The organism is Agrobacterium sp. 33MFTa1.1 (assembly GCF_004328495.1).
Classification (GTDB): Bacteria; Pseudomonadota; Alphaproteobacteria; order Rhizobiales; family Rhizobiaceae; genus Agrobacterium; species Agrobacterium pusense.
Genome location: NZ_CP036358.1, coordinates 2,569,225 through 2,589,541, shown reverse-complemented (window position 1 = coordinate 2,589,541; position 20,317 = coordinate 2,569,225). Strand labels below are relative to the sequence as shown.

General features: G+C 58.6%; 17 protein-coding genes and 1 tRNA gene. 4 read left to right on the top strand and 14 right to left on the bottom strand.

Annotated elements, in window-relative coordinates; genetic code table 11:
* Positions 1 to 5: 5 nt before the first annotated feature.
* From EYD00_RS12885 to EYD00_RS12870, 4 genes are all read right to left on the bottom strand, one after another.
* Positions 6 to 1,511 (bottom strand): ABC transporter ATP-binding protein, encoded by a 1,506-nt coding sequence (locus tag EYD00_RS12885; protein WP_034496172.1) that lies wholly within the window; start codon positions 1,509 to 1,511, stop codon positions 6 to 8.
* Positions 1,512 to 1,593: 82 nt separating this feature from the next.
* Entirely contained in the window at positions 1,594 to 2,586 is a 993-nt protein-coding gene (locus tag EYD00_RS12880) for a BMP family lipoprotein (protein ID WP_004439166.1), read from the bottom strand.
* Between the two features lie 214 nt (positions 2,587 to 2,800).
* Positions 2,801 to 3,451 (bottom strand): peptide-methionine (S)-S-oxide reductase MsrA, encoded by a 651-nt coding sequence (msrA, locus tag EYD00_RS12875; RefSeq protein WP_004439163.1) that lies wholly within the window; start codon positions 3,449 to 3,451, stop codon positions 2,801 to 2,803.
* A 63-nt stretch (positions 3,452 to 3,514) separates the two neighbouring features.
* Entirely contained in the window at positions 3,515 to 3,832 is a 318-nt protein-coding gene (locus EYD00_RS12870; RefSeq protein WP_034496174.1) for a hypothetical protein, read from the bottom strand.
* Positions 3,833 to 4,052: 220 nt separating this feature from the next.
* Between EYD00_RS12870 and EYD00_RS12865 the strand changes: the two genes are divergently transcribed.
* From EYD00_RS12865 to dnaJ, 3 genes are all read left to right on the top strand, one after another.
* Positions 4,053 to 4,142 (top strand) — tRNA-Ser (locus EYD00_RS12865).
* Between the two features lie 307 nt (positions 4,143 to 4,449).
* Positions 4,450 to 6,351, top strand: a complete 1,902-nt coding sequence (gene dnaK / locus EYD00_RS12860) for a molecular chaperone DnaK (RefSeq protein WP_004439158.1) — start codon at positions 4,450 to 4,452, stop codon at positions 6,349 to 6,351.
* Positions 6,352 to 6,440: 89 nt separating this feature from the next.
* A complete protein-coding gene (gene dnaJ, locus EYD00_RS12855) occupies positions 6,441 to 7,577 on the top strand; it encodes a molecular chaperone DnaJ (protein WP_004439156.1) in 1,137 nt (378 codons plus the stop codon).
* Between the two features lie 66 nt (positions 7,578 to 7,643).
* Here dnaJ and EYD00_RS12850 read toward each other — a convergent pair whose 3' ends face one another.
* From EYD00_RS12850 to polA, 10 genes are all read right to left on the bottom strand, one after another.
* Positions 7,644 to 8,195, bottom strand: coding sequence for a DUF924 family protein (locus EYD00_RS12850; RefSeq protein WP_004439153.1), 552 nt, complete (start codon positions 8,193 to 8,195; stop codon positions 7,644 to 7,646).
* Between the two features lie 12 nt (positions 8,196 to 8,207).
* On the bottom strand, positions 8,208 to 8,420 hold the full coding sequence (locus EYD00_RS12845; RefSeq protein WP_004439151.1) for a SlyX family protein: 213 nt from the start codon (positions 8,418 to 8,420) through the stop codon (positions 8,208 to 8,210).
* Positions 8,421 to 8,568: 148 nt separating this feature from the next.
* Complete coding sequence (locus EYD00_RS12840; protein ID WP_004439149.1) at positions 8,569 to 10,074, bottom strand: tripartite tricarboxylate transporter permease; 1,506 nt, start codon at positions 10,072 to 10,074, stop codon at positions 8,569 to 8,571.
* A gap of 9 nt (positions 10,075 to 10,083) precedes the next feature.
* The gene (locus EYD00_RS12835; protein ID WP_004439147.1) at positions 10,084 to 10,545 is read right to left on the bottom strand and encodes a tripartite tricarboxylate transporter TctB family protein; all 462 of its coding nucleotides are present in this window, start codon (positions 10,543 to 10,545) and stop codon (positions 10,084 to 10,086) included.
* A gap of 100 nt (positions 10,546 to 10,645) precedes the next feature.
* Positions 10,646 to 11,629, bottom strand: a complete 984-nt coding sequence (locus EYD00_RS12830) for a tripartite tricarboxylate transporter substrate-binding protein (RefSeq protein WP_004439144.1) — start codon at positions 11,627 to 11,629, stop codon at positions 10,646 to 10,648.
* A 198-nt stretch (positions 11,630 to 11,827) separates the two neighbouring features.
* Positions 11,828 to 13,174: a sigma-54-dependent transcriptional regulator gene (locus EYD00_RS12820; protein ID WP_004439142.1), complete on the bottom strand. Its 1,347-nt coding sequence runs from the start codon at positions 13,172 to 13,174 to the stop codon at positions 11,828 to 11,830.
* Entirely contained in the window at positions 13,171 to 14,997 is a 1,827-nt protein-coding gene (locus tag EYD00_RS12815) for a sensor histidine kinase (protein ID WP_081093458.1), read from the bottom strand. The genes EYD00_RS12820 and EYD00_RS12815 overlap by 4 nt, the downstream gene beginning before the upstream one ends.
* 160 nt (positions 14,998 to 15,157) lie before the next feature.
* Positions 15,158 to 15,343 carry a 50S ribosomal protein L32 gene (rpmF, locus tag EYD00_RS12810; protein ID WP_003507205.1) on the bottom strand — a complete coding sequence of 62 codons (186 nt, stop codon included), beginning with the start codon at positions 15,341 to 15,343 and terminating at the stop codon, positions 15,158 to 15,160.
* Positions 15,344 to 15,535: 192 nt separating this feature from the next.
* Positions 15,536 to 16,255: a DUF1868 domain-containing protein gene (locus tag EYD00_RS12805; RefSeq protein WP_004439129.1), complete on the bottom strand. Its 720-nt coding sequence runs from the start codon at positions 16,253 to 16,255 to the stop codon at positions 15,536 to 15,538.
* Between the two features lie 75 nt (positions 16,256 to 16,330).
* Positions 16,331 to 19,327 carry a DNA polymerase I gene (gene polA / locus EYD00_RS12800; RefSeq protein ID WP_034496177.1) on the bottom strand — a complete coding sequence of 999 codons (2,997 nt, stop codon included), beginning with the start codon at positions 19,325 to 19,327 and terminating at the stop codon, positions 16,331 to 16,333.
* A 415-nt stretch (positions 19,328 to 19,742) separates the two neighbouring features.
* Here polA and EYD00_RS12795 point away from each other — a divergent pair, with 415 nt between their 5' ends.
* On the top strand, positions 19,743 to 20,177 hold the full coding sequence (locus tag EYD00_RS12795) for a MarR family winged helix-turn-helix transcriptional regulator (protein ID WP_004439123.1): 435 nt from the start codon (positions 19,743 to 19,745) through the stop codon (positions 20,175 to 20,177).
* The last annotated feature ends 140 nt before the right edge of the window (positions 20,178 to 20,317 follow it).

The following is a 20,317-nucleotide window of genomic DNA, read 5'->3' as shown; positions in this document are numbered from 1 at the left end:
ATGCCTCATGCGGCGATGCCGGCCATCATCAGGCCCAGCGTCTGTTCTTCGGCTTCCGCCGTTTTTTCTCCGACGACCCGGCCTGCGAACATGACCATGATCCTGTCCGACAGCGACCGGATTTCATCGAGTTCGACGGAAACCAGCAAAATCGCCTTGCCAGCATCGCGCATTTCGATGATGCGGCGATGAATGAATTCGATCGCGCCGATATCCACGCCGCGTGTCGGCTGGCCGATTATCAACATCTTGGGGTCACGCTCGATTTCACGGGCGACAACGATCTTCTGCTGGTTGCCGCCGGAAAAGTTGGCGGTCTTCAGCTGCGGGTTTGGCGGGCGGATATCGTATTTCTCGATCTTCTCGACCGCATCCCTGCGAATGGCCTCGGGGTTGAGGAACGGCCCTTTGCCGTAACGTTCGTCGTGATGATAACCAAGGATGGAGTTTTCATATTCCTCGAATTTCAGCACCAGCCCCATGTGATGGCGGTCTTCCGGGATGTGGGCGAGGCCAAGCCTGCGTAAAATTGCGGGATCGGGGCGATCCACCTTCTTTCCGTCCACCCAGATTTCGCCGGAATAGGGCTTTCGGATGCCAGCGATGGCTTCCAGCAGCTCCGACTGGCCGTTGCCTGCGACACCGGCTATACCGACGATTTCACCTGCTCGGACATCCAGCGAAACGTCATCGACCATGGTGACGCCGCGGCTATCCTTGACGGTGAGATTGCGGATCGACAGAAGAACGTCGCCCGGCGTCGTTTCGCCCTTCTCCACCCGCAGCAGCACCCGTCTGCCGACCATCAGTTCGGCCAGCTCCTCGACGCTCGTCTCGGAGGTTTTCCGGGTCGCCACCATCTCGCCACGACGCATGACGGAGACGGAGTCCGTGATCGCCATGATCTCGCGCAGCTTATGGGTGATGAGAATGACTGTCTTGCCCTGATCACGCAGCACGCCGAGGATCTTGAACAGGTGATCGGCCTCTGCCGGCGTCAGAACGCCGGTCGGCTCGTCAAGGATCAGGATTTCCGCGCCACGATACATGGCTTTCAGAATTTCGACGCGCTGCTGGAGGCCGACTGGCAATTCCTCGATCACCGCATCGGGATCGACTTCCAGTCCATAATCGTCTTCCAGGCGCTTCAGCTCCCTGCGTGCACCAGCCCGGCCGTTGGCCAGCAGCGCACCGCCTTCTGCGCCCAGCATGACATTTTCCAGCACAGTAAAATTTTCGACCAGCATGAAGTGCTGATGCACCATGCCGATACCGGCATTGATGGCGGCCTGACTGTCGCGGATCGAAACCGGCGTGCCGTTCACCCGGATTTCACCGGCATCCGCCTGGTAAAAACCGTAGAGGATCGACATCAAAGTCGACTTTCCGGCACCGTTTTCCCCGATGATGCCGTGGATCGTACCCCTGGCAATTGTCAGATTGATGTTCTTGTTGGCGTGTACGGCACCGAATTTCTTGTCGATGCCCACGAGTTCGATTGCAGGGTCCATATTCAAACCGAAACCTCTCCGAAGGCTGGATATGAAAAGGGCGCAAGATGAAAAACATCACGCGCCCCAGCCACATATCATATCATTTCGGGCAGGAATTGTCCGCCATGTAATCATGGACCTTGACGGCGCCGGAGATGATGTCGGCTTTGGCCTTGTCCACGGCAGCAGTCATTTCAGGCGTGATGAGCGCCTTGTTGTTATCATCGAGCGCGTAGGCAACGCCGTCTTCCTTGACGCCGAGAGCGACGATGCCAGGCGTGAACTTGTCATCCTTGGCGTCCTTATAGGCGTTGTAAACGGCCAGATCGACGCGCTTGACCATCGAGGTCAGAACCGAACCGGGATGCAGGTGGTTCTGATTGGAATCGACGCCGATCGAGAATTTCTTGTTGTCGGCGGCAGTCTGGAGCACGCCGATACCGGTCGCACCGGCTGCCGCGTAAATCACGTCCGCGCCCTGATCGATCTGGTTTTTGGTAAGCTCGCCGCCGCGCACAGGGTCGTTCCAGGCAGCGCCGGTGGTGCCGGTCATGTTCTGGAAGACTTCGATCTTGTCGTTGGCAGCCTTGGCGCCTTGAGCGTAACCACAGGCGAACTTGCGGATCAGCGGAATGTCCATGCCGCCGATAAACCCGACCTTGCCGGTCTTGGAAGCCATGCCGGCCAGCAGACCGACGAGGTAAGAACCTTCGTGCTCCTTGTAGACGACCGAGCGGACGTTCGGCAGTTCAACGACGGAATCGACGATGACGAACTTGGTGTCGGGGAACTCGGCGGCAACCTTTTCCATGGCCGACGTCCAGGCGAAGGATACGGCGACGACAGGGTTGAAACCCTTGCTGGCGAAGTTGCGGATGGCCTGTTCGCCCTGCGTGTCGCTGGTCGGTTCGAAGTCGCGGAATTCGATGCCCGTTTCCGCCTTGAACTTTTCAGCGCCGGCCGCAGCGGCCTCGTTGAACGACTTGTCGAACTTGCCGCCCGTGCCATAGACCAGCGCAGGCTTGATATCCGCGGCGAGCGCGGAAGCCGACATTGCGGCAAGCGCAAAAAGCGTCAGAAGGGATTTTTTCATTGTGCAGCCCTGTTGTTGCAATTGATATTTTAAGGGTCCTCCCGCAATCCCGTTTCCCGGGAATGTCTGCGGAACCGCCAGCCGTTATACCGGCTGTGCTTGCCTCATATCCTTGCATGGCTCAATGAAAAATTCATCCGGTTTTTTTGACCCGGTGGAAAAACTTTGATCTGACGATTTTTTAGTCTTTCCACCGGGCAGAACTGCAAAAAAACTAGTCGATATTACAGCTTACGCCGGTTCCCCTGAGGCCGCAATAGCCGCCCGGGTTCTTGGCAAGATATTGCTGGTGATAGTCCTCAGCATAATAAAACGTTTCAAGCGGCCCGATCTCGGTGGTGATGGCGCCGGCATGGCCAGCCTCTTCCAGAGCCTGCTGAAATGCGTCTCGAGCTTTCTGCGCCTGCTGCAGCTGCCCTTCCGTTGTCGCATAAATGGCGGAACGATAGGTCGTGCCGACGTCGTTGCCCTGCCGCATGCCTTGAGTGGGATCGTGCTCCTCGAAAAATATCTTCAAGAGCGCCCCGAGCGAGATCGTCGCCGGATCGTAGACAACCTTGACAACCTCGGCATGGCCCGTCTGACCCGTCGTCGTTTCCTGATAGGTCGGATTGCGGGTAAAGCCGCCGGCATAACCGACCGCCGTCACCCAAACGCCGGGCGTCTTCCAGAACAACCGCTCCGCGCCCCAGAAGCAACCCATGCCGAGATAGATGGTCTCGAAGCCATCCGGATAAGGCCCCTTCAGAGGTCTGCCGTTGACGAAGTGAAGTTCCGGCACAACGAGAGCCTCTTCACGGCCAGGCAACGCCGTCTCTTCGGTCGGCATCGTCGTTTTTTTAGAAAGCGTATCGAACAGGAACATTCGGTCCTCCATGCGGCCAGTTCCGCCGCTTCTCACGGTTCACATCCGCGGGCGCCAGCCCCGTCAGACCGACAAACGTCTCGTCGCCTTGTATTTTCTGTAACCGGCCATCCAGCAGAGGAGGGACAGAGCGAGGAAAAAGGCAAATGCAGGCAGTGCCGACAGGGCATTTTCTATGGAGCGCCACGCTTCAGGGTGAATATAGTGAGCCAGAGACGCTTCCACCATGGTTCGCGAAGCAGGAAGAAGATAGTTCCAGACTGACAATATGCCGGTGATGGTGACTGATGACGTGGAAACAGAGCGGATCGAATCGAGCACACCCAGAAAAATCGCTGCGGCGAGGAAAAGAAAGCTCAAAAACCGCAAAAAAGCTTTCATTGGGATACCTCGCTCACGGTCTGCCGCTTACGGCAGCCACATTTTGAAACATTTCCTGCATGGATAAAGGCCGGAAAACGCGATTGCAATCGCATCGAAAGGCATGAAATTGCCGACAATTCAAAAAACTGTCAGATTCGTGTTGATCCCTGCGAATTCATCGGTATATATCGCGCCGTTCCAGTGATTTGCATTCTTCATGACATGCAGACTTGAAAAAGGACAGGTGGCCGAGTGGTTTAAGGCGCACGCCTGGAACGCGTGTGTGCGTGAAAGCGTACCGTGGGTTCGAATCCCACCCTGTCCGCCATTTCGCCCACTTCAAACCATTATAATGGCATCCCGGAAGTCCTTGTGCCTGCGGCGCCGGACGACTGCGCAGCATAGCGTCAAAGTCGCGTTTTTCGGCTTACGCAAGCCTTGATGGCTATGCATCTGCAAAGAAAGAGTTTCCGGCGCTTTTTTGCTGCCTTTCCCCTGCTCTTGCGCCTTGCAGCCGCAAAAATCGCTCCTTATATACGCCGCATAACAGCAGCGAAGGCTGCAAATCCAAGTCAAGGTGCTGTCAAAGGAATGCCTCACGGGGTTCAGACAGCGCGCTTCAAGGAGAGAAGAGCATGGCAAAAGTAATCGGTATCGACCTTGGCACAACCAACTCCTGCGTCGCAGTGATGGATGGCAAGGACACGAAAGTTATTGAAAACGCGGAAGGCGCACGTACCACGCCGTCCATGGTGGCATTTTCCGACGATGGCGAACGCCTTGTCGGCCAGCCGGCCAAGCGCCAGGCGGTCACCAATCCGACTAACACCCTGTTTGCGGTAAAGCGCCTGATCGGCCGCCGTTATGAAGACCCGACCGTCGAGAAGGACAAGGCTCTTGTTCCCTTCGAGATCGTCAAGGGCGACAATGGCGACGCCTGGGTGAAGGCGCAGGACAAGAATTATTCCCCTTCGCAGATTTCCGCGATGATCCTGCAGAAGATGAAGGAAACCGCTGAAGCCTATCTCGGTGAAAAGGTCGAGAAGGCCGTCATCACCGTTCCGGCGTACTTCAACGACGCGCAGCGCCAGGCAACCAAGGATGCCGGCCGCATCGCGGGCCTTGATGTTCTGCGCATCATCAACGAGCCGACCGCGGCAGCACTCGCTTACGGCCTCGACAAGAAGGACGGCAAGACGATCGCCGTTTATGACCTTGGCGGCGGCACCTTCGATATTTCCGTTCTGGAAATCGGCGACGGCGTCTTCGAAGTGAAGTCCACCAACGGCGATACCTTCCTTGGCGGTGAAGACTTCGACATGCGTCTGGTCGAGTATCTGGCCGGCGAGTTCAAGAAGGATCAGGGCATCGATCTGAAGAACGACAAGCTCGCTCTGCAGCGCCTCAAGGAAGCTGCTGAAAAGGCGAAGATCGAACTGTCGTCCTCGCAGCAGACCGAAATCAACCTGCCGTTCATCACGGCTGACGCTTCCGGTCCGAAGCACCTGACGCTGAAGCTGACCCGTGCGAAGTTCGAAAGCCTGGTCGACGACCTCGTGCAGCGCACCGTTGCACCTTGCAAGGCAGCGCTCAAGGACGCCGGCGTCTCCGCTTCCGAGATCGACGAAGTCGTTCTCGTCGGTGGCATGAGCCGCATGCCGAAGGTGCAGGAAGTCGTCAAGCAGCTGTTCGGCAAGGAGCCGCATAAGGGCGTGAACCCTGATGAAGTTGTTGCCATGGGCGCGGCCATTCAGGCCGGCGTTCTGCAGGGCGACGTCAAGGACGTTCTGCTGCTCGACGTGACCCCGCTGTCGCTCGGCATCGAAACGCTGGGTGGCGTCTTCACGCGTCTGATCGATCGCAACACGACGATCCCGACGAAGAAGAGCCAGACCTTCTCGACCGCCGAAGACAACCAGTCGGCCGTGACCATCCGCGTCTCGCAGGGTGAGCGCGAAATGGCGCAGGACAACAAGCTGCTTGGTCAGTTCGACCTCGTTGGCCTGCCGCCGGCACCGCGTGGTGTTCCGCAGATCGAAGTTACCTTCGATATCGATGCCAACGGTATCGTGCAGGTTTCGGCCAAGGACAAGGGCACCGGCAAGGAACAGCAGATCCGCATCCAGGCCTCCGGTGGCCTTTCTGACGCCGACATCGAAAAGATGGTCAAGGACGCCGAAGCCAACGCTGAGGCCGACAAGAAGCGTCGTGCGGGCGTGGAAGCCAAGAACCAGGCTGAAAGCCTCATCCATTCCACCGAGAAGTCGGTGAAGGAATATGGTGACAAGGTTTCCGAAACCGACCGCAAGGCGATCGAAGACGCCATTGCCACCCTGAAGACCGCGGTTGAGGCTTCCGAGCCTGACGCCGACGACATCCAGGCGAAGACCCAGACCCTCATGGAAGTCTCCATGAAGCTCGGTCAGGCCATCTATGAAGCGCAGCAGGCCGAGGCTGGCGATGCTTCCGAAGGCGGCAAGGATGACGTCGTCGACGCTGACTACGAAGAAATCAAGGACGACAAGAAGTCCGCATAATCGCGCGACTTTCCGTCTCCTGACAATTTATGCAAGACATCCGGCTGCCGCGTGCAGCCGGAAATCCATTTGCGGGGCTTGTTAACTGAATGGCGAAAGCAGACTTTTACGAAACACTCGGCGTCAGCAAGACTGCGGACGAAAAAGAGCTGAAAAGCGCCTTCCGCAAACTCGCGATGAAGTACCATCCGGACAAAAACCCTGATGATGCCGATTCCGAACGGAAATTCAAAGAAATCAACGAAGCATACGAAACGTTGAAGGATCCGCAGAAGCGCGCGGCCTACGATCGTTTCGGCCATGCGGCCTTTGAAAATGGCGGCATGGGCGGCGGTGGCGGCTTTGGCGGCGGCGGTTTCGCCAATGGCGGCTTCTCGGATATTTTCGAAGACATCTTCGGCGAGATGATGGGCGGCGGTCGCGCGCGCCGTTCCTCAGGCGGTCGCGAGCGCGGTGCCGATCTTCGCTACAACATGGAAATCACGCTGGAAGAAGCCTTCACCGGCAAGACGGCGCAGATCAGGGTTCCGACCTCGATCACCTGCGACGTCTGTTCCGGCTCGGGCGCCAAGCCCGGCACGCAGCCGAAGACCTGCGCCACCTGCCAGGGTTCAGGCCGCGTGCGCGCCGCGCAAGGCTTCTTCTCGGTGGAGCGCACCTGCCCCACCTGCCATGGCCGTGGACAGACGATCTCCGACCCCTGCGGCAAGTGCCATGGTCAGGGCCGCGTAACGGAAGAGCGCTCGCTCTCGGTCAACATTCCCTCGGGCATCGAGGACGGCACACGCATTCGTCTGCAGGGCGAAGGCGAAGCCGGCATGCGTGGCGGTCCGGCGGGCGATCTCTATATCTTCCTGTCCGTGCGTCCGCATGAGTTCTTCCAGCGCGACGGTGCCGATCTCTATTGCACCGTGCCGATCTCGATGACGACGGCAGCGCTCGGCGGCACCTTCGATGTCACGACGCTCGATGGCACGAAGTCGCGCGTCACGGTTCCGGAAGGCACCCAACCGGGCAAGCAGTTCCGTCTGAAGGGCAAGGGCATGCCGGTGCTGCGTTCGGCGCAGACGGGCGATCTCTATATCCAGATTCAGATCGAGACGCCGCAGAAACTCAGCAAGCGACAGCGCGAGCTGCTGCAGGAGTTCGAGCAGCTGTCTTCCAAGGAGAATAATCCGGAATCGACGGGCTTCTTCGCCCGGATGAAGGAATTCTTCGACGGCTGAGTGTCGCCGTTCTTCACCATCAGAAACGCCGCCATCCCTTGGACTGGCGGCGTTTTCTTTTTGGGGTCAGCCTGAAAAGCCGCCCTCTTCCAGATATCGCCGCTCCTCCGGTGTCGTTTCCCGCAACAATATCTTGTTACGATGCGGAAAGCGGCCGAAACGTTCGATGATCTCGCGATGTTCTTCGGCGTGATGCAGATAAAGCCCGCCAAGCGGCCGATTGAGACGGCACGCCCGGTGCTGCGCCTCCAGATCTTCTGCGTGAGAAAACGGTAGATAGAAGAAGACCCGCAGATCCTCACTCACCGCCTGATCATGTCCGCACCGGATGGCTTCATCGGCCAAAAGCCGCGCCAGAGGATCGGTCGCATACATGTGGGCCGTGTCGCGAAAGCAGTTGCGCGGAAACTGATCCAGCAGCAGCATCAAGGCGAGGCTGCTCTCTGCACCCTCCAGCCAGCCATCCAGTTCCCGCCTCGCGGCAGCGAAATGAGCGTCACGGAACCGGTCGTGAAAGTGACTGTCGAAGGCGGCATCCTTGTCGAACCATTTTTCCGGGCCAGCCTTCGTCCAGAAATCGACGATTTCTTCAGCGAGCTTGGCTGTGTCATTTTTCATCCTGTACTCCCGTCAGTAATGCGGTGGCCTTGTGATGGCGGGCGCGTCCAATGACTGCTCCTCAAGACTCAGGAACCGCTCTGTCAGGCGATCAAGCTTGGCGCGGGTCTGTTCAACAACCTTCCACTGCTCCGCCAGCTGGTCAGACAGTTCCTCTATCACCTTCAACTGATGCGCGACCGTTTCCTCGAGCGCGATGATCCGTTCTTCGGTTTCCGACGTCATGGTGACCTCTCTTTCCAGCCCTTCCTTGGGCCTAAAGGCTCGCGAGTCAACCATATGTCGCTTTCGTGAAGCGAATTCGGCATTGCGGAAACAGAGACAGAAAAGCCGGCGATGGAGACATCGCCGGCCTTTTGAGTTTATCGCATTCTCAGTCTTCTTCTACGAAAACCTCTTCGCGCTTCTTTTTCACGCTGGGGAGGAAGACGATGATCAGCACGGCGAGCGCAATGAAAAGCAGGGTTGCGCTGATCGGCCGGGTCACGAAGGTCGACGGATCGCCACGCGACAGGATCATGGCGCGCCGCAGGTTCTCCTCCAGCAGTGGACCGAGCACGAAGCCCAGCAGCAACGGGGCAGGTTCGCAGCGCAGTTTCACCAGCACATAGCCGATGAAGCCGAAGAAGGCGACGGCATAGAGATCGAAGACGTTGGAATTGACGCTGTAGACCCCGATGGCGCAGAAGGCCATGATGATCGGGAAGAGCACGTAGTAGGGCACCGTCAGCAGCTTCACCCACAGCCCGATCAGCGGCAGGTTGAGGATGACGAGCATCAGATTGCCGATCCACATGGAGGCGATGATGCCCCAGAACAGCGCTGGCTGTTCGGTCGCCACATTCGGACCGGGAACGATGCCCTGAATGATCATCGCGCCGATCATCAGCGCCATCACCGGATTGGCCGGAATGCCGAGCGTGAGCAGCGGAATAAACGACGTCTGGGCACCGGCATTGTTGGCCGATTCCGGACCGGCCACACCGGCGACCGCACCATGACCGAATTCTTCCGGGTTCTTGGAGACACGTTTCTCCACGGTGTAGGAGGCAAAGGCTGCAAGAATCGCCCCACCACCCGGCAGGATGCCGAGAGCCGAACCAATGGCCGTGCCGCGCAGAACCGGCCCTACCATGCGCTTGAAATCATCCTTGGTCGGCATCAAGCCGCTGACCTTGGCGATCAGCACCGAACGGGTCCGCTCGTTTTCGAGATTGCGCAGGATTTCGGCGATACCGAAGACACCCACAGCCACAGCCACGAAATTCAGGCCATCGGCATATTCGCGGATACCAAGGGTGAAGCGCGGCGTGCCGCTATAGATATCCGTGCCGACGAGACCGAGCAACAGGCCAAGCACGACCATGGCCAACGCCTTGACGATGGAGCCATGGGCGAGCGCGATGGACGACACGAGGCCGACGACCATCAGCGAGAAATATTCCGCCGCGCCGAATTCCAGCGCGATTGCCGTGAGCGGCGGCGCGAAGATTGCGACGAGGAAGGTTGACACCGTGCCGGCGAAGAACGATCCGATGGCGGCGATGGCAAGCGCCGCACCCGCCTTGCCCTTGCGTGCCATCTGGTAACCATCGATGGCGGTGACGGCAGAGGACGATTCGCCGGGCATGTTGATCAGGATCGCCGTGGTCGATCCACCATATTGCGCACCGTAATAGATGCCGGCGAGCATGATCAGCGACGAGACGGGCTCAAGCTGGAAGGTGATCGGCAGCAACATGGCGATCGTCGCCGTCGCGCCGATGCCGGGCAGAACGCCGATGAGGGTGCCAAGCAGCACGCCGATCAGGCAGAAAAAGAGGTTTGCCAGCGACGAGGCGGTGACGAAACCGAGCGCAAGATTATCGAGCAAATCCATCGCTATACCTCAGAAGTTGAGCCAGGGGCCGAAGCGCTGGAAAGGCAGGCCAAGACCATAATTGAAAACAGCGACGGAAAAGACAGTGATAGCCGCGGAAAGAACGACCGCCATCAACGGGCTCATCTTGTGTGAGGCGAAGGACGCAATGAGCGCGCTGAAAAACAGCGCCGGCACAAAACCCAGGCCCCGAACAGTGAAACCGAAAAAGATCGGCGCGGGCAGGATGAAAAATATGCCGCGCCAGGCGATTGCGCCGATGCCCTCGCCAGCCGGCCGGGTTGCGCGCAGGAATATAACGCCGCCAAGCAGGATCAGGATGATCGCGAGTACCAGCGGGAAGTAGCCCGGCCCCATACGGAAGGCGGTTCCGATTTCCAGACCATAGGACTGCAAGGCAAAAAAGACGCCAAGCCCCATAAAAATTGCCCCGCAGACTGCTTCGGCAGGGTCATTAAATAACGACTTCATGAAAGATGCCCCTCCACGGCGCCCGACATTCAGCCGGTTCGCCTGTTAAAGTTGATCACGGTCGACCGGCGGCAGGAAACCGCCGGTCTTTCCGCGTTCATCAGTCGGCATATTGGCCGGCAGCCTCAATCACCGGCTTCCAGCGGGCGATTTCGCTCTCAAGCTTGGCCTTCAGCGCCGCCGGTGTCGCATCGCTTTCCGGCGACGGCGTGGTGCCGAGTTCGGCAAAACGCGCCGCGACATTCTTGTCCTTCAGCGCGACCTGCAGCGACTTGGAGAGCTTTTCGTTGATTTCCGCAGGCGTGCCCTTCGGCGTGTAGATACCGTGCCAGATGCCGACTTCGAGTTTGGGCAAGCCAGCTTCGGCAACTGTCGGCACGTCCTTCAGCACATCCAGCCGCTTCGGCGAGGTTACGGCGTAAGCCTTCACAGTGCCGCCCTGGATCTGCTTGGTGGTGTTGGTGGTCTGGTCGCACATGATGTCGACTTGGCCGCCCAGCAGATCGGTCATGGCAGGGCCGGTGCCCTTGTAGGGCACTGTAACGAGCGGCGTCTCGATGGCGCTCATGAACAGCATGCCGCACAGATGAGAGGCCGCGCCGATGCCGGCATTGGCAACGGTGACCTTGTCCTTGTTCGCCTTGGCGTAATCGATCAGCCCCTTGAGGTCCGTGGTCTCAAGGTTCTTGCGCGACAGGATGGTCATCGGCACTTCCGTGACCAGACCAACATATTCGAAAGCACTTGTCGTGTCGTAAGCGAGCTTTCGATAGAGCGTGGCGCTGGTCGCCATGCCGATGTGGTGGAGAAGGATGGTGTAACCATCGGGATCTGCCGAGGCAACGCGGCCAGCGCCAAGCGTGCCGCCGGCGCCGCCGACATTTTCCACGATGATCTGCTGGCCGAGATCCTTCGACATGGATTCAGCCACAAGACGCGCCACCGTGTCCGTCGGGCCACCGGCCGAGAAAGGCACGACCATGGTGATGTTACGCTCGGGATAGGTCTGAGCGGATGCGGACAGCGCGAAAAGGGAAACGGCAGCGGCGGCAGCAAGGCCGGAAACTGTCTTCAGTATTTTCATCGATTCCTCCCGGATGAAAATGATCGCCACTTCAGCCGCGCATGCTCCTCCATGGCGGCCGGGGTGACGATATTTGCGATCCCGAAGTGACATTCAGCAACGGCACTGTTGCGATGAAACGCAGTTTTATCCGTGTAACCAAAGATAATGGGTGGATTTCAACCCATGACGGCCTAAAGATGGGTGGAAATCCACCCATCAGATCTCGGTCATATGCCGGTGAAGCTCGTATTTCTGCATCTTCTCGTAAAGCGTTTTGCGGGAGATGCCGAGGTTCTCATAAACGGATTTCAGATTTCCCCCATGGGCTGCGATGGCCTGCGCAATCAGGCTTTTTTCATATGCCGCGACCCTCGGGGCGAGAGCCGACCTGCCATCATCCTGAAACGCCGGCGACGCATCGGACACGTCGGTTTCCAGGCCCAGCGCGAAGCGGTCCGCAGCGTTGCGCAATTCCCGGACGTTGCCCGGCCATTCCCTGAGCGAAACAGCGGAGAGCAGGTGCTGCGGCACCTCCATATCCTCCCGCCCGTAGCGGGCGGCAGCTTCTCGTACCAGATGGAGGAAGAGCAGCGGAATATCCGCGCTGCGCTGCGAGAGCGATGGCACGAGAATTGTTGCGACGTTAAGGCGGTAAAGAAGGTCGGCGCGAAAACGGCCAGCCGCAACTTCCTGTTCCAGATCTACCTTGCTGGTGGCGATGAAGCGCACGTCGAGTTCGACCGTTTCATTCGAGCCGAGACGGGTAATCACTCTTTCCTGCAGCACGCGAAGCAATCGGCCCTGCAGTTCGAAAGGCATAGAGCCGATTTCATCCAGCAGGATGGTGCCGCCGCGCGCGTGTTCGAACTTGCCATAACGCGGGCGCAGCGCGCCCGGAAAGGCGCCGGCCTCGTGACCAAACAACTCGCTCTCAATCAATGTCTGCGGAAGCGCCGCACAGTTGATCGCGACAAAGGGCCGGTTGGCTCTGCTGCTGATATCGTGCAATGCCCGCGCAACCACCTCCTTGCCTGCGCCTGTATCGCCGACGATCAGTGTATCGGCATCCGTCGCACCGATGGCGCGAATGCGGTACCGCAGATCGACCATCACCTGGGTTCTGCCCGGCAGGCGCGTTTCGAGATCGTCATGCTTGCCCGCCACCGCCTTGAGACGGCGATTTTCCAGCACCAGCGCCCGCCGGTCATTGGCCCGCTTGATGATGCCCGCGAGATATTGCGGTGTGAACGGCTTCTCGATGAAATCATAGGCGCCATTGCGCATGGCGTTGACCGCCAGCTGAACATCCCCGTGACCCGTCATCAGAATCACAGGTATTTCCGCATCGAGCTCCCTCACCTTCTGCAGCAGTGTCATGCCGTCCATGCCGGGCATGCGGATGTCGCTGACCACGACACCATCAAAACTGTAGCCGATGAGTTCGAGCGCGTGTTCGGCGCTCGCCAGCATGGTGACGGCAAAACCGGAAAGCTCCAGCGCCTGGGCAGTGGAGAAGCGCAGTTCCTCTTCGTCATCGATCAGCAAAACCCGCGACATGGTCATTCCGCAGCCGCCTCCATGCGCCAGGCGGCGGCGGGCAATTCGATCTCGAATTCCGCGCCCCCTTCCTCATGATTTCTCACCCGCAACTGGCCGCCAAAATCCTTGATGATGTTATAGGAGATGGAAAGCCCGAGGCCGAGGCCACGCCCCACACCCTTGGTGGTGAAAAACGGATCGAAGATGCGATCCGAAATTGCCGGCGGAACGCCTGGTCCCCGGTCGCGGATGAAGACGGAAACCGTCTGGCCGTGCTGTACGGCCTCGAGCGCGATGCGCCGATCCTCGCGCCCCTCCACGGCGTCCGCCGCGTTGGAAATGATGTTGACGAGCACCTGCTGCAGCCGCACCGGACCAGCTTTCACCGCAAGTGGCACCGGGCCGAGATTGACATCCAGCACCGCATTGGCGGCCTTCAACCGGGCACCGACGATTTCAAGCGTGTCGCGAAGCACGGTTTCCAGGCTGACCGCAGTCATTTTTTCGTTCGGCTTTCGGGCGAAATTCCTGAGGTGCCTGCTGATCGAGGCCATGCGATCGATCAGCCCCGATATGCGCCTGAGGTTTTCCCTGACCTCGTCCAGCCGCCCGCGCTCTACAAGAAGCGACGCGTTTTCGGCATAATTCTTGGCTGCGGCAAGCGGCTGGTTGATTTCATGCGACAAGGCAGCCGACATCTGTCCGAGCGCCGCAAGCTTGCCTGCCTGCACCAGATCATTCTGCATCTTGCGTAATTGTTTTTCCGTCTGGCGACGTTCGGCGATTTCGTGTTCGATCTCCTGGTTCACACGCGCCAGATCAGCAGTGCGTTCCTCGACCCGCCGTTCCAGCTCCGCCTGGGCTTCTGCCTGATGGGTCAGCCGTTCACGCAGCCGTCGCCGTCTCTGCAGCATCGCCGCAATCAGCGCGGCTGCCAGACACAGGCACAGGATGATCGCGATCATTGCCGTCTTCACCTGTGTCCGCAATGAACCGGTATCCATCAGCACGCTGACGGTCCATCCTGCATCCGCCATCGGCTGAGACAGGACCATATATTCCCTGTCCCCCTCATTCTGGGTAATCGTCATCAGCTGATGCGAGCCGAAACTGCCGTGTTTCAGCGGCAGTTCCTTCAGTGTGGCATTGGCGTAACGGCGTGAGGCCTCGGTACGCGCCAGTCTCTCGGGCGTCAGCGGCATCAGGCCGGAGTAAAGCCATTGCGGCGTGCCGGTCATGAAAATGATGCCTTCGGGATCCGACACAAGAATACGGTTTTCGCCATCGCCGAACGAGGCCTCTATGCCTTCGATGTCGACCTTGAAGACGATGACGCCCTTTATTTCCGCATTGAAGAGAATAGGCGCGGAGAAATAATATCCGCGCTTGTGCGAGGTCGTGCCGAGCGCGAAGAACCGCGACTGCAGGCCCTTCGCCGCATCCTGAAAATAGGGACGGTAGCTGAAATTCTCACCGACGAAGCTTGTCGGACCATCATAGTTGCTGGCCGCGATTGTCTCGCCATCCAGCGTAATGATGTAGATATCGGAGGATTCCAGCAGGGTGTTGATGGATTTGAGGTAGACATTGGCGCGCTGTCGCAGGGCTTCATCCTTGGGATGTGCGACCAGCTCCTCAATGTCATCATGATCTGCAATCAAGGCAGGCAGCGGCTCGTAACGGTTCAACAGCCCGCCAAGGGCGGAGACGGCAAGCCGGAGCGTCGTGCGCCCCTGCTCGGACATTTCACCGAAATAGCTTTCTGCAATGACGCCGCTTCCTTTTGTCACGGCGCCGTAACCGAGGCCAAGACCGAGCATCATCAACAAAATCCAGCGATATTTCACCGAAACTCCCCTCACGCGGCAGGCATCTAACCCGCTCTCCCGAAGCGAGTGTAGGAGGAGTGACGAGATTTTCCAAGTGAGCGCTGGACACCGTGAGAGATCGCTAAAAACAAAAAACCGGCCACGAGGGCCGGTTTTTGCAAAGTCACGTCGGAAAATCTTATGCGCTTTCCTTCGGCGTCAGAACCTGACGGCCGCGATACATACCGGTCTTCAGATCGATATGGTGCGGACGGCGCAGTTCGCCGGAGTTCTTGTCTTCAACATAGGTCGCAGACTTGAGACCGTCAGCCGAGCGGCGCATGCCACGCTTGGACGGGCTTGTTTTTCTTTTTGGTACAGCCATTTTTGTTACTCCACTTAAGCGGCGAAACAACGGAACCGGCCAGAACCAAAGGCCGAATGTCGGATGTCTCGATATCGGAAATTTGGCGCGCTTATACATGCCCAAACGGGCTTTGACCAGCCCTGACGCGCATTTTTTCCGATTCGGCAAAAACCATGCGGCAAACTGCCCTTAGGCAATGCCAATCATGCTTCACCTTCTATCGAAAACAACCAGCTCCTTGAAGTGGTTCATATCCCTGAATTCACAGAAAGCCGGCGGACGCATCTCCATAACTGGCGCCGCGGCACGCAGCTTTTCCAGTTCCTCGTCAAGCATCGCCTGCCAGCGCGGCAGGCACTCAGGCTTGAACCAGCTGATGATGTAGGACAGGGTGATGTGAAACTCGTAGCTGTCATGGTCAGGACGGCGATATCCGAAGAAATCGGCGAATGCATCCCGCCACAGGGCCACAATGCGATCATCCTCGGGCGTGGCTCCCGTCAGGACCAGACCTACCGGCCGCAAACCGGTGACTTGCATGTTGAATCCCGGCAGCGCCGGAAAAGCAGAAAGGCGGTCGCGATAATAGTCCGTCATCGTGTCGATCGGTGTATCAAGCGGCATTGTCTGCGGCCAATAGGGCAGAGCACGCCGAAACTCGATGATGCCCTGAAACACCGTCATGTGCAGGCTGGAAGCCGGTGTGAAAGCAAGCTGGGATGCCTCCGGCATATCCAGGAAGCGCTGACGCGTCGCAATGATCGCGTTTTCGGTCTGCGAGCCCCCAACAAGATGGCAGACGACCGTATTGCCCGGCTCAGGCAGAAACTCACCATTCTCATTAAAGCGGCTGCCGAGATGGCGCGGCGGCTGATCATGACAGGCAGCAGAAATATAGCCGAGATCTTTCGAGACGAGCGGGGCGTGCATGGGAAACTCCTCGTGAAGCGTTTCCTCTAATCCGTGCACGCGACACAGCAATGACATGGACCGGCCAAAAGCCGGTCAATGCGCCTCGTCCCAGTTGTCAGCCGCGCGGGCATCCACCTGCAATGGCACCTTCATGGAGATTGCCGGCATGGCCGCATTTTCCATGACAGAGACGACGACGGGCAGAGTTTTCTCGATTTCCGCTTCATCGACCTCGAAGATGAGTTCGTCATGCACCTGCAACAGCATGCGGGCGGACAGGTTTTCAGCCTCCAGCGCCGGTTCGATACGGACCATGGCGCGCCGTATGATATCCGCCGCGGAGCCCTGGATCGGCGCGTTAATGGCGGCGCGCTCGTTGAAGGCTTTCACGGAAGGGTTGGACGAGCGGATTTCCGGATAATGGGCGCGGCGGCCGAAAATCGTCTCGACATAACCGTTCTCACGGGCGAAAGCCTTTGTCGCCTCCATGTAGTCGCGGATGCCGGGAAAACGCTCGAAATATTTCTTGATATATTCGCCGGCTTCAGACCGGGCGATACCGAGCTGGTTGGCGAGACCGAAAGCCGAAATACCGTAGATAATGCCGAAATTGATGGCCTTGGCGCGGCGGCGCACTTCCGAGGGCATGCCTTCGACAGGCACACCAAACATTTCCGAAGCCGTCATGGCATGAATGTCGATGCCGTTTTCGAAGGCGTTGCGAAGCTGCGGAATATCGGCGACATGGGCCAGCACGCGCAGTTCGATCTGGCTGTAGTCGGCGGAAAGAAGCTTGTGGCCGGGCGTCGAGATGAAAGCCGTGCGGATTTTTCGCCCTTCCGCCGTGCGGACGGGGATGTTCTGAAGGTTCGGTTCCGAGGACGACAGACGGCCTGTTGTGGTGGAGGCCAGCGCATAGGATGTATGCACACGTTTCGTCTCCGGGTGGATATATCCCGGCAGTGCATCCGTATAGGTGGATTTCAGCTTCGTCAGCTGCCGCCAGTCGACGATCTTGCGGGGCAGTTCAATACCTTCAGCCGCCAAATCCTCCAGCACCTGTGCCGAAGTCGACCATTGGCCGGTCTTGGTCTTGGAGCCGCCCGGCAGGCCCATCTTGCCGAACAGGATGTCGCCGAGCTGCTTTGGCGAGCCGATGTTGAAACGCTCGCCGGCCAGCTCGTAGATTTCCTCTTCAAACGCTGCCGCCTTCTGGGCGAGTTCGCCGGAAAGACGTGAGAGGATTTGCCGGTCGACGGTGATGCCACGCTCCTCCATATGCGCCAGAACAGGCACAAGCGGACGTTCCAGCCGCTCGTAAACCTTGGTCAGCCGTTCTGAAACAAGCCGCGGCTTCAGCGCCATCCACAGCCGCAAGGTGACGTCAGCGTCCTCCGCTGCATATGCCGTCGCCTTGTCGATGTCGACAAAATCGAAGGTAACGCTCGACTTGCCCGATCCCGCCACGTCCTTATAGGGGATCGGCGTATGGCCGAGCCAACGTTCGGACAGCGAATCCATGCCGTGCGTCGCTTTGCCAGCCTCAAGCACATAGGAGATCAGCATCGTATCGTCGAAACTCTGCATGACGACGCCATGGCGTTTCATGAGCAGATAGTCATATTTGAGATTTTGCGCGACCTTCAGCACGGCCTCGTCTTCAAGCAAGTCCTTGAGACGGACCAGTGCTTCGTCAAAGGGCACCTGGCCTTCGGCGAGCCTGATACCATCGCTGAATAGATCGCCGCCGGAGCCAGTCTTGTGCGTCAAGGGAATGTAGGCGGCGCGTATATCGCTGCCCGAGGCATCCTTGCCATTATCGGCGATTGCCAGCGAAAACCCGACGAGTTCCGCCTGCATCGGATCAAGCGATGTCGTTTCCGTATCGAAGGCGACGACCCCCGTTTCCCGCGCCGCCGCAACCCAGAGGTCCAGCGTCGCAAGATCCCTGATCGTCGTGTAGGCGCTCGTGTCGATCTTGGCGGCGGCAAAAAGCGTCTGGCGGGCGGTGGCAAGATCAGCCGGCGCGCTGCCCTCCCCGGCACCTTTCCGCGCCGGAATAGCGGGCGAAACCGCAGTGCCCGTTACGCCAGCAGCCGCTTCGCCCACAGCCGGAGCGGCCGTCGCATCGAGATCGGGACCATGGGCGTCAGCGCCCCACTGAACCGGCACATTGGCGGACTCAATGGCGGAAGCATCGGTCTCTGTCGCTTCGGCAACCCGCCGCGTCAGCGTGGTGAATTCCATCGCCTTCAGGAAGGCAATGAGTTTCGGGCCGTTCTGAGGTTCCAGCACCAGTGCTTCAAGCGGCTGATCCAGCGGCACGTCGGTCCTCAGTGCCACGAGCTGTCTGGAAATACGAGCAAGTTCCGCATTGGCGATGATATTTTCCCGACGCTTCTGCTGCTTGATCTCACCTGCACGGGCGAGCAGCGTATCGAGATCGCCGTATTCTTCCAGCAATTGCGCGGCCGTCTTTGGACCGATGCCGGGGATGCCCGGAACATTGTCGGTCGAATCGCCGGTCATCGCCTGCAGGTCGATCATCTTTTCGGGACCCACGCCCCATTTCTCTATGACATCAGGGATGCCGATCTGCTTGTCCTTCATCGCATCGTACATGTGGACATTGGCAGTGACGAGCTGCATCAGATCCTTGTCGGAGGAGATGATGGTGACATCGGCCCCAATGGCCTCCGCCTGCCGGGCATAGGTGGCGATGATATCGTCCGCCTCGAAGCCTTCCGTCTCGATGCAGGGAAGGTTGAAGGCGCGCGTCGCCTCCCGTATCAGCCCGAATTGCGGCACCAGATCTTCCGGCGGCGCCGTGCGATTGGCTTTATAGAGATCATAAAGCTCATTGCGGAATGTCTTTGATGAATAATCGAAAATTACCGCAAAATGCGTGGGCGTCACGCCGACATCGGTGTTGCGCGCATCCTTCAGGAGCTTCCACAACATGTTGCAGAAGCCGGAAACGGCGTTGACCGGCAGCCCGTCCGACTTGCGGTTCAGCGGCGGGATGGCATGGAAGGCCCGGAAAATGAAACCGGACCCGTCAACGAGGAAGAGATGATCGCCTTTTTTCATGGGTAGCATGGATAGCGCGGGGGCGTTTTAACGTCTACCGAAACTTCGCAGAACACACGGTAAAGAGCCGGAACCGAGGTGGTGAAAAAAGCGCGTCGCATTTCACCCGAACGTTACCGATTTGTAATCCATCTTTCCCTTGAAAAGCCGCATTTGCAGACACATTTCTTAGAGGACGGCGCCTGATCACGCCGTAGTCTGATAGCTGGCTCGTCCCCCGCCGCGTCAGACCGGACAAAGGCCTTTCCCCCTCTCCGGGCCTTTGTCCTCCAATATGACCGCCATGGCCGTCCCCTCCAGGCCATGGCGGTTTTATTTTGCGCCTGTTACCGGCTGGCAAAAACATATCGTGCGATATATATCGCACTATTGAATTGCCGGCGCCGTCTGGCCAAACTGTCTGAGGGACGGAGGAATGGGATTTTCCCGGGATGAATCGGCCATCTATCTCGCCGCCAAAATGGCGCGGGAGTTCACTATGGCGCTGCAGAAAAGAGCCGCCGCATTGGGCTTCTCTCCCGGCCAATTCCCCATTCTCATCGAGCTCTGGCATGAAGAAGGGCTGACGCAAAGGCAGTTGCTCGACAGAATCGATGTCGAACAGGCAACGCTTGCTAACACGCTCTCACGCATGGAGCGCGACGGGCTGATCGTGCGAAAGACGCATCCCGGTGACCGCCGCGCTCAGATCATCAAATTGACGCAGCGCGGCAGGGACCTGGAAGCGAATGCCATTGCCGCTTCTGAGGCCACCGAAGACATGTTGCTTGCGGATTTCCGGCGTTTTGAACGCCAGCTTCTGCTGGAATATATGCGTCGCGCCATCGAGAGCGCAAAAAAAGCAAAATAGCGCTTCCAACTCGAAACCGCTTCGCAGTTTTCCTGAACTGCTCTATCGTTCCCACGGCCGCGCGTTTGCCGATTCACGACACGCCGGCCCTTGTTTCCCGCGATGCGCGATGCCCGGATGTTTCGTCTTATCGCCGGGTC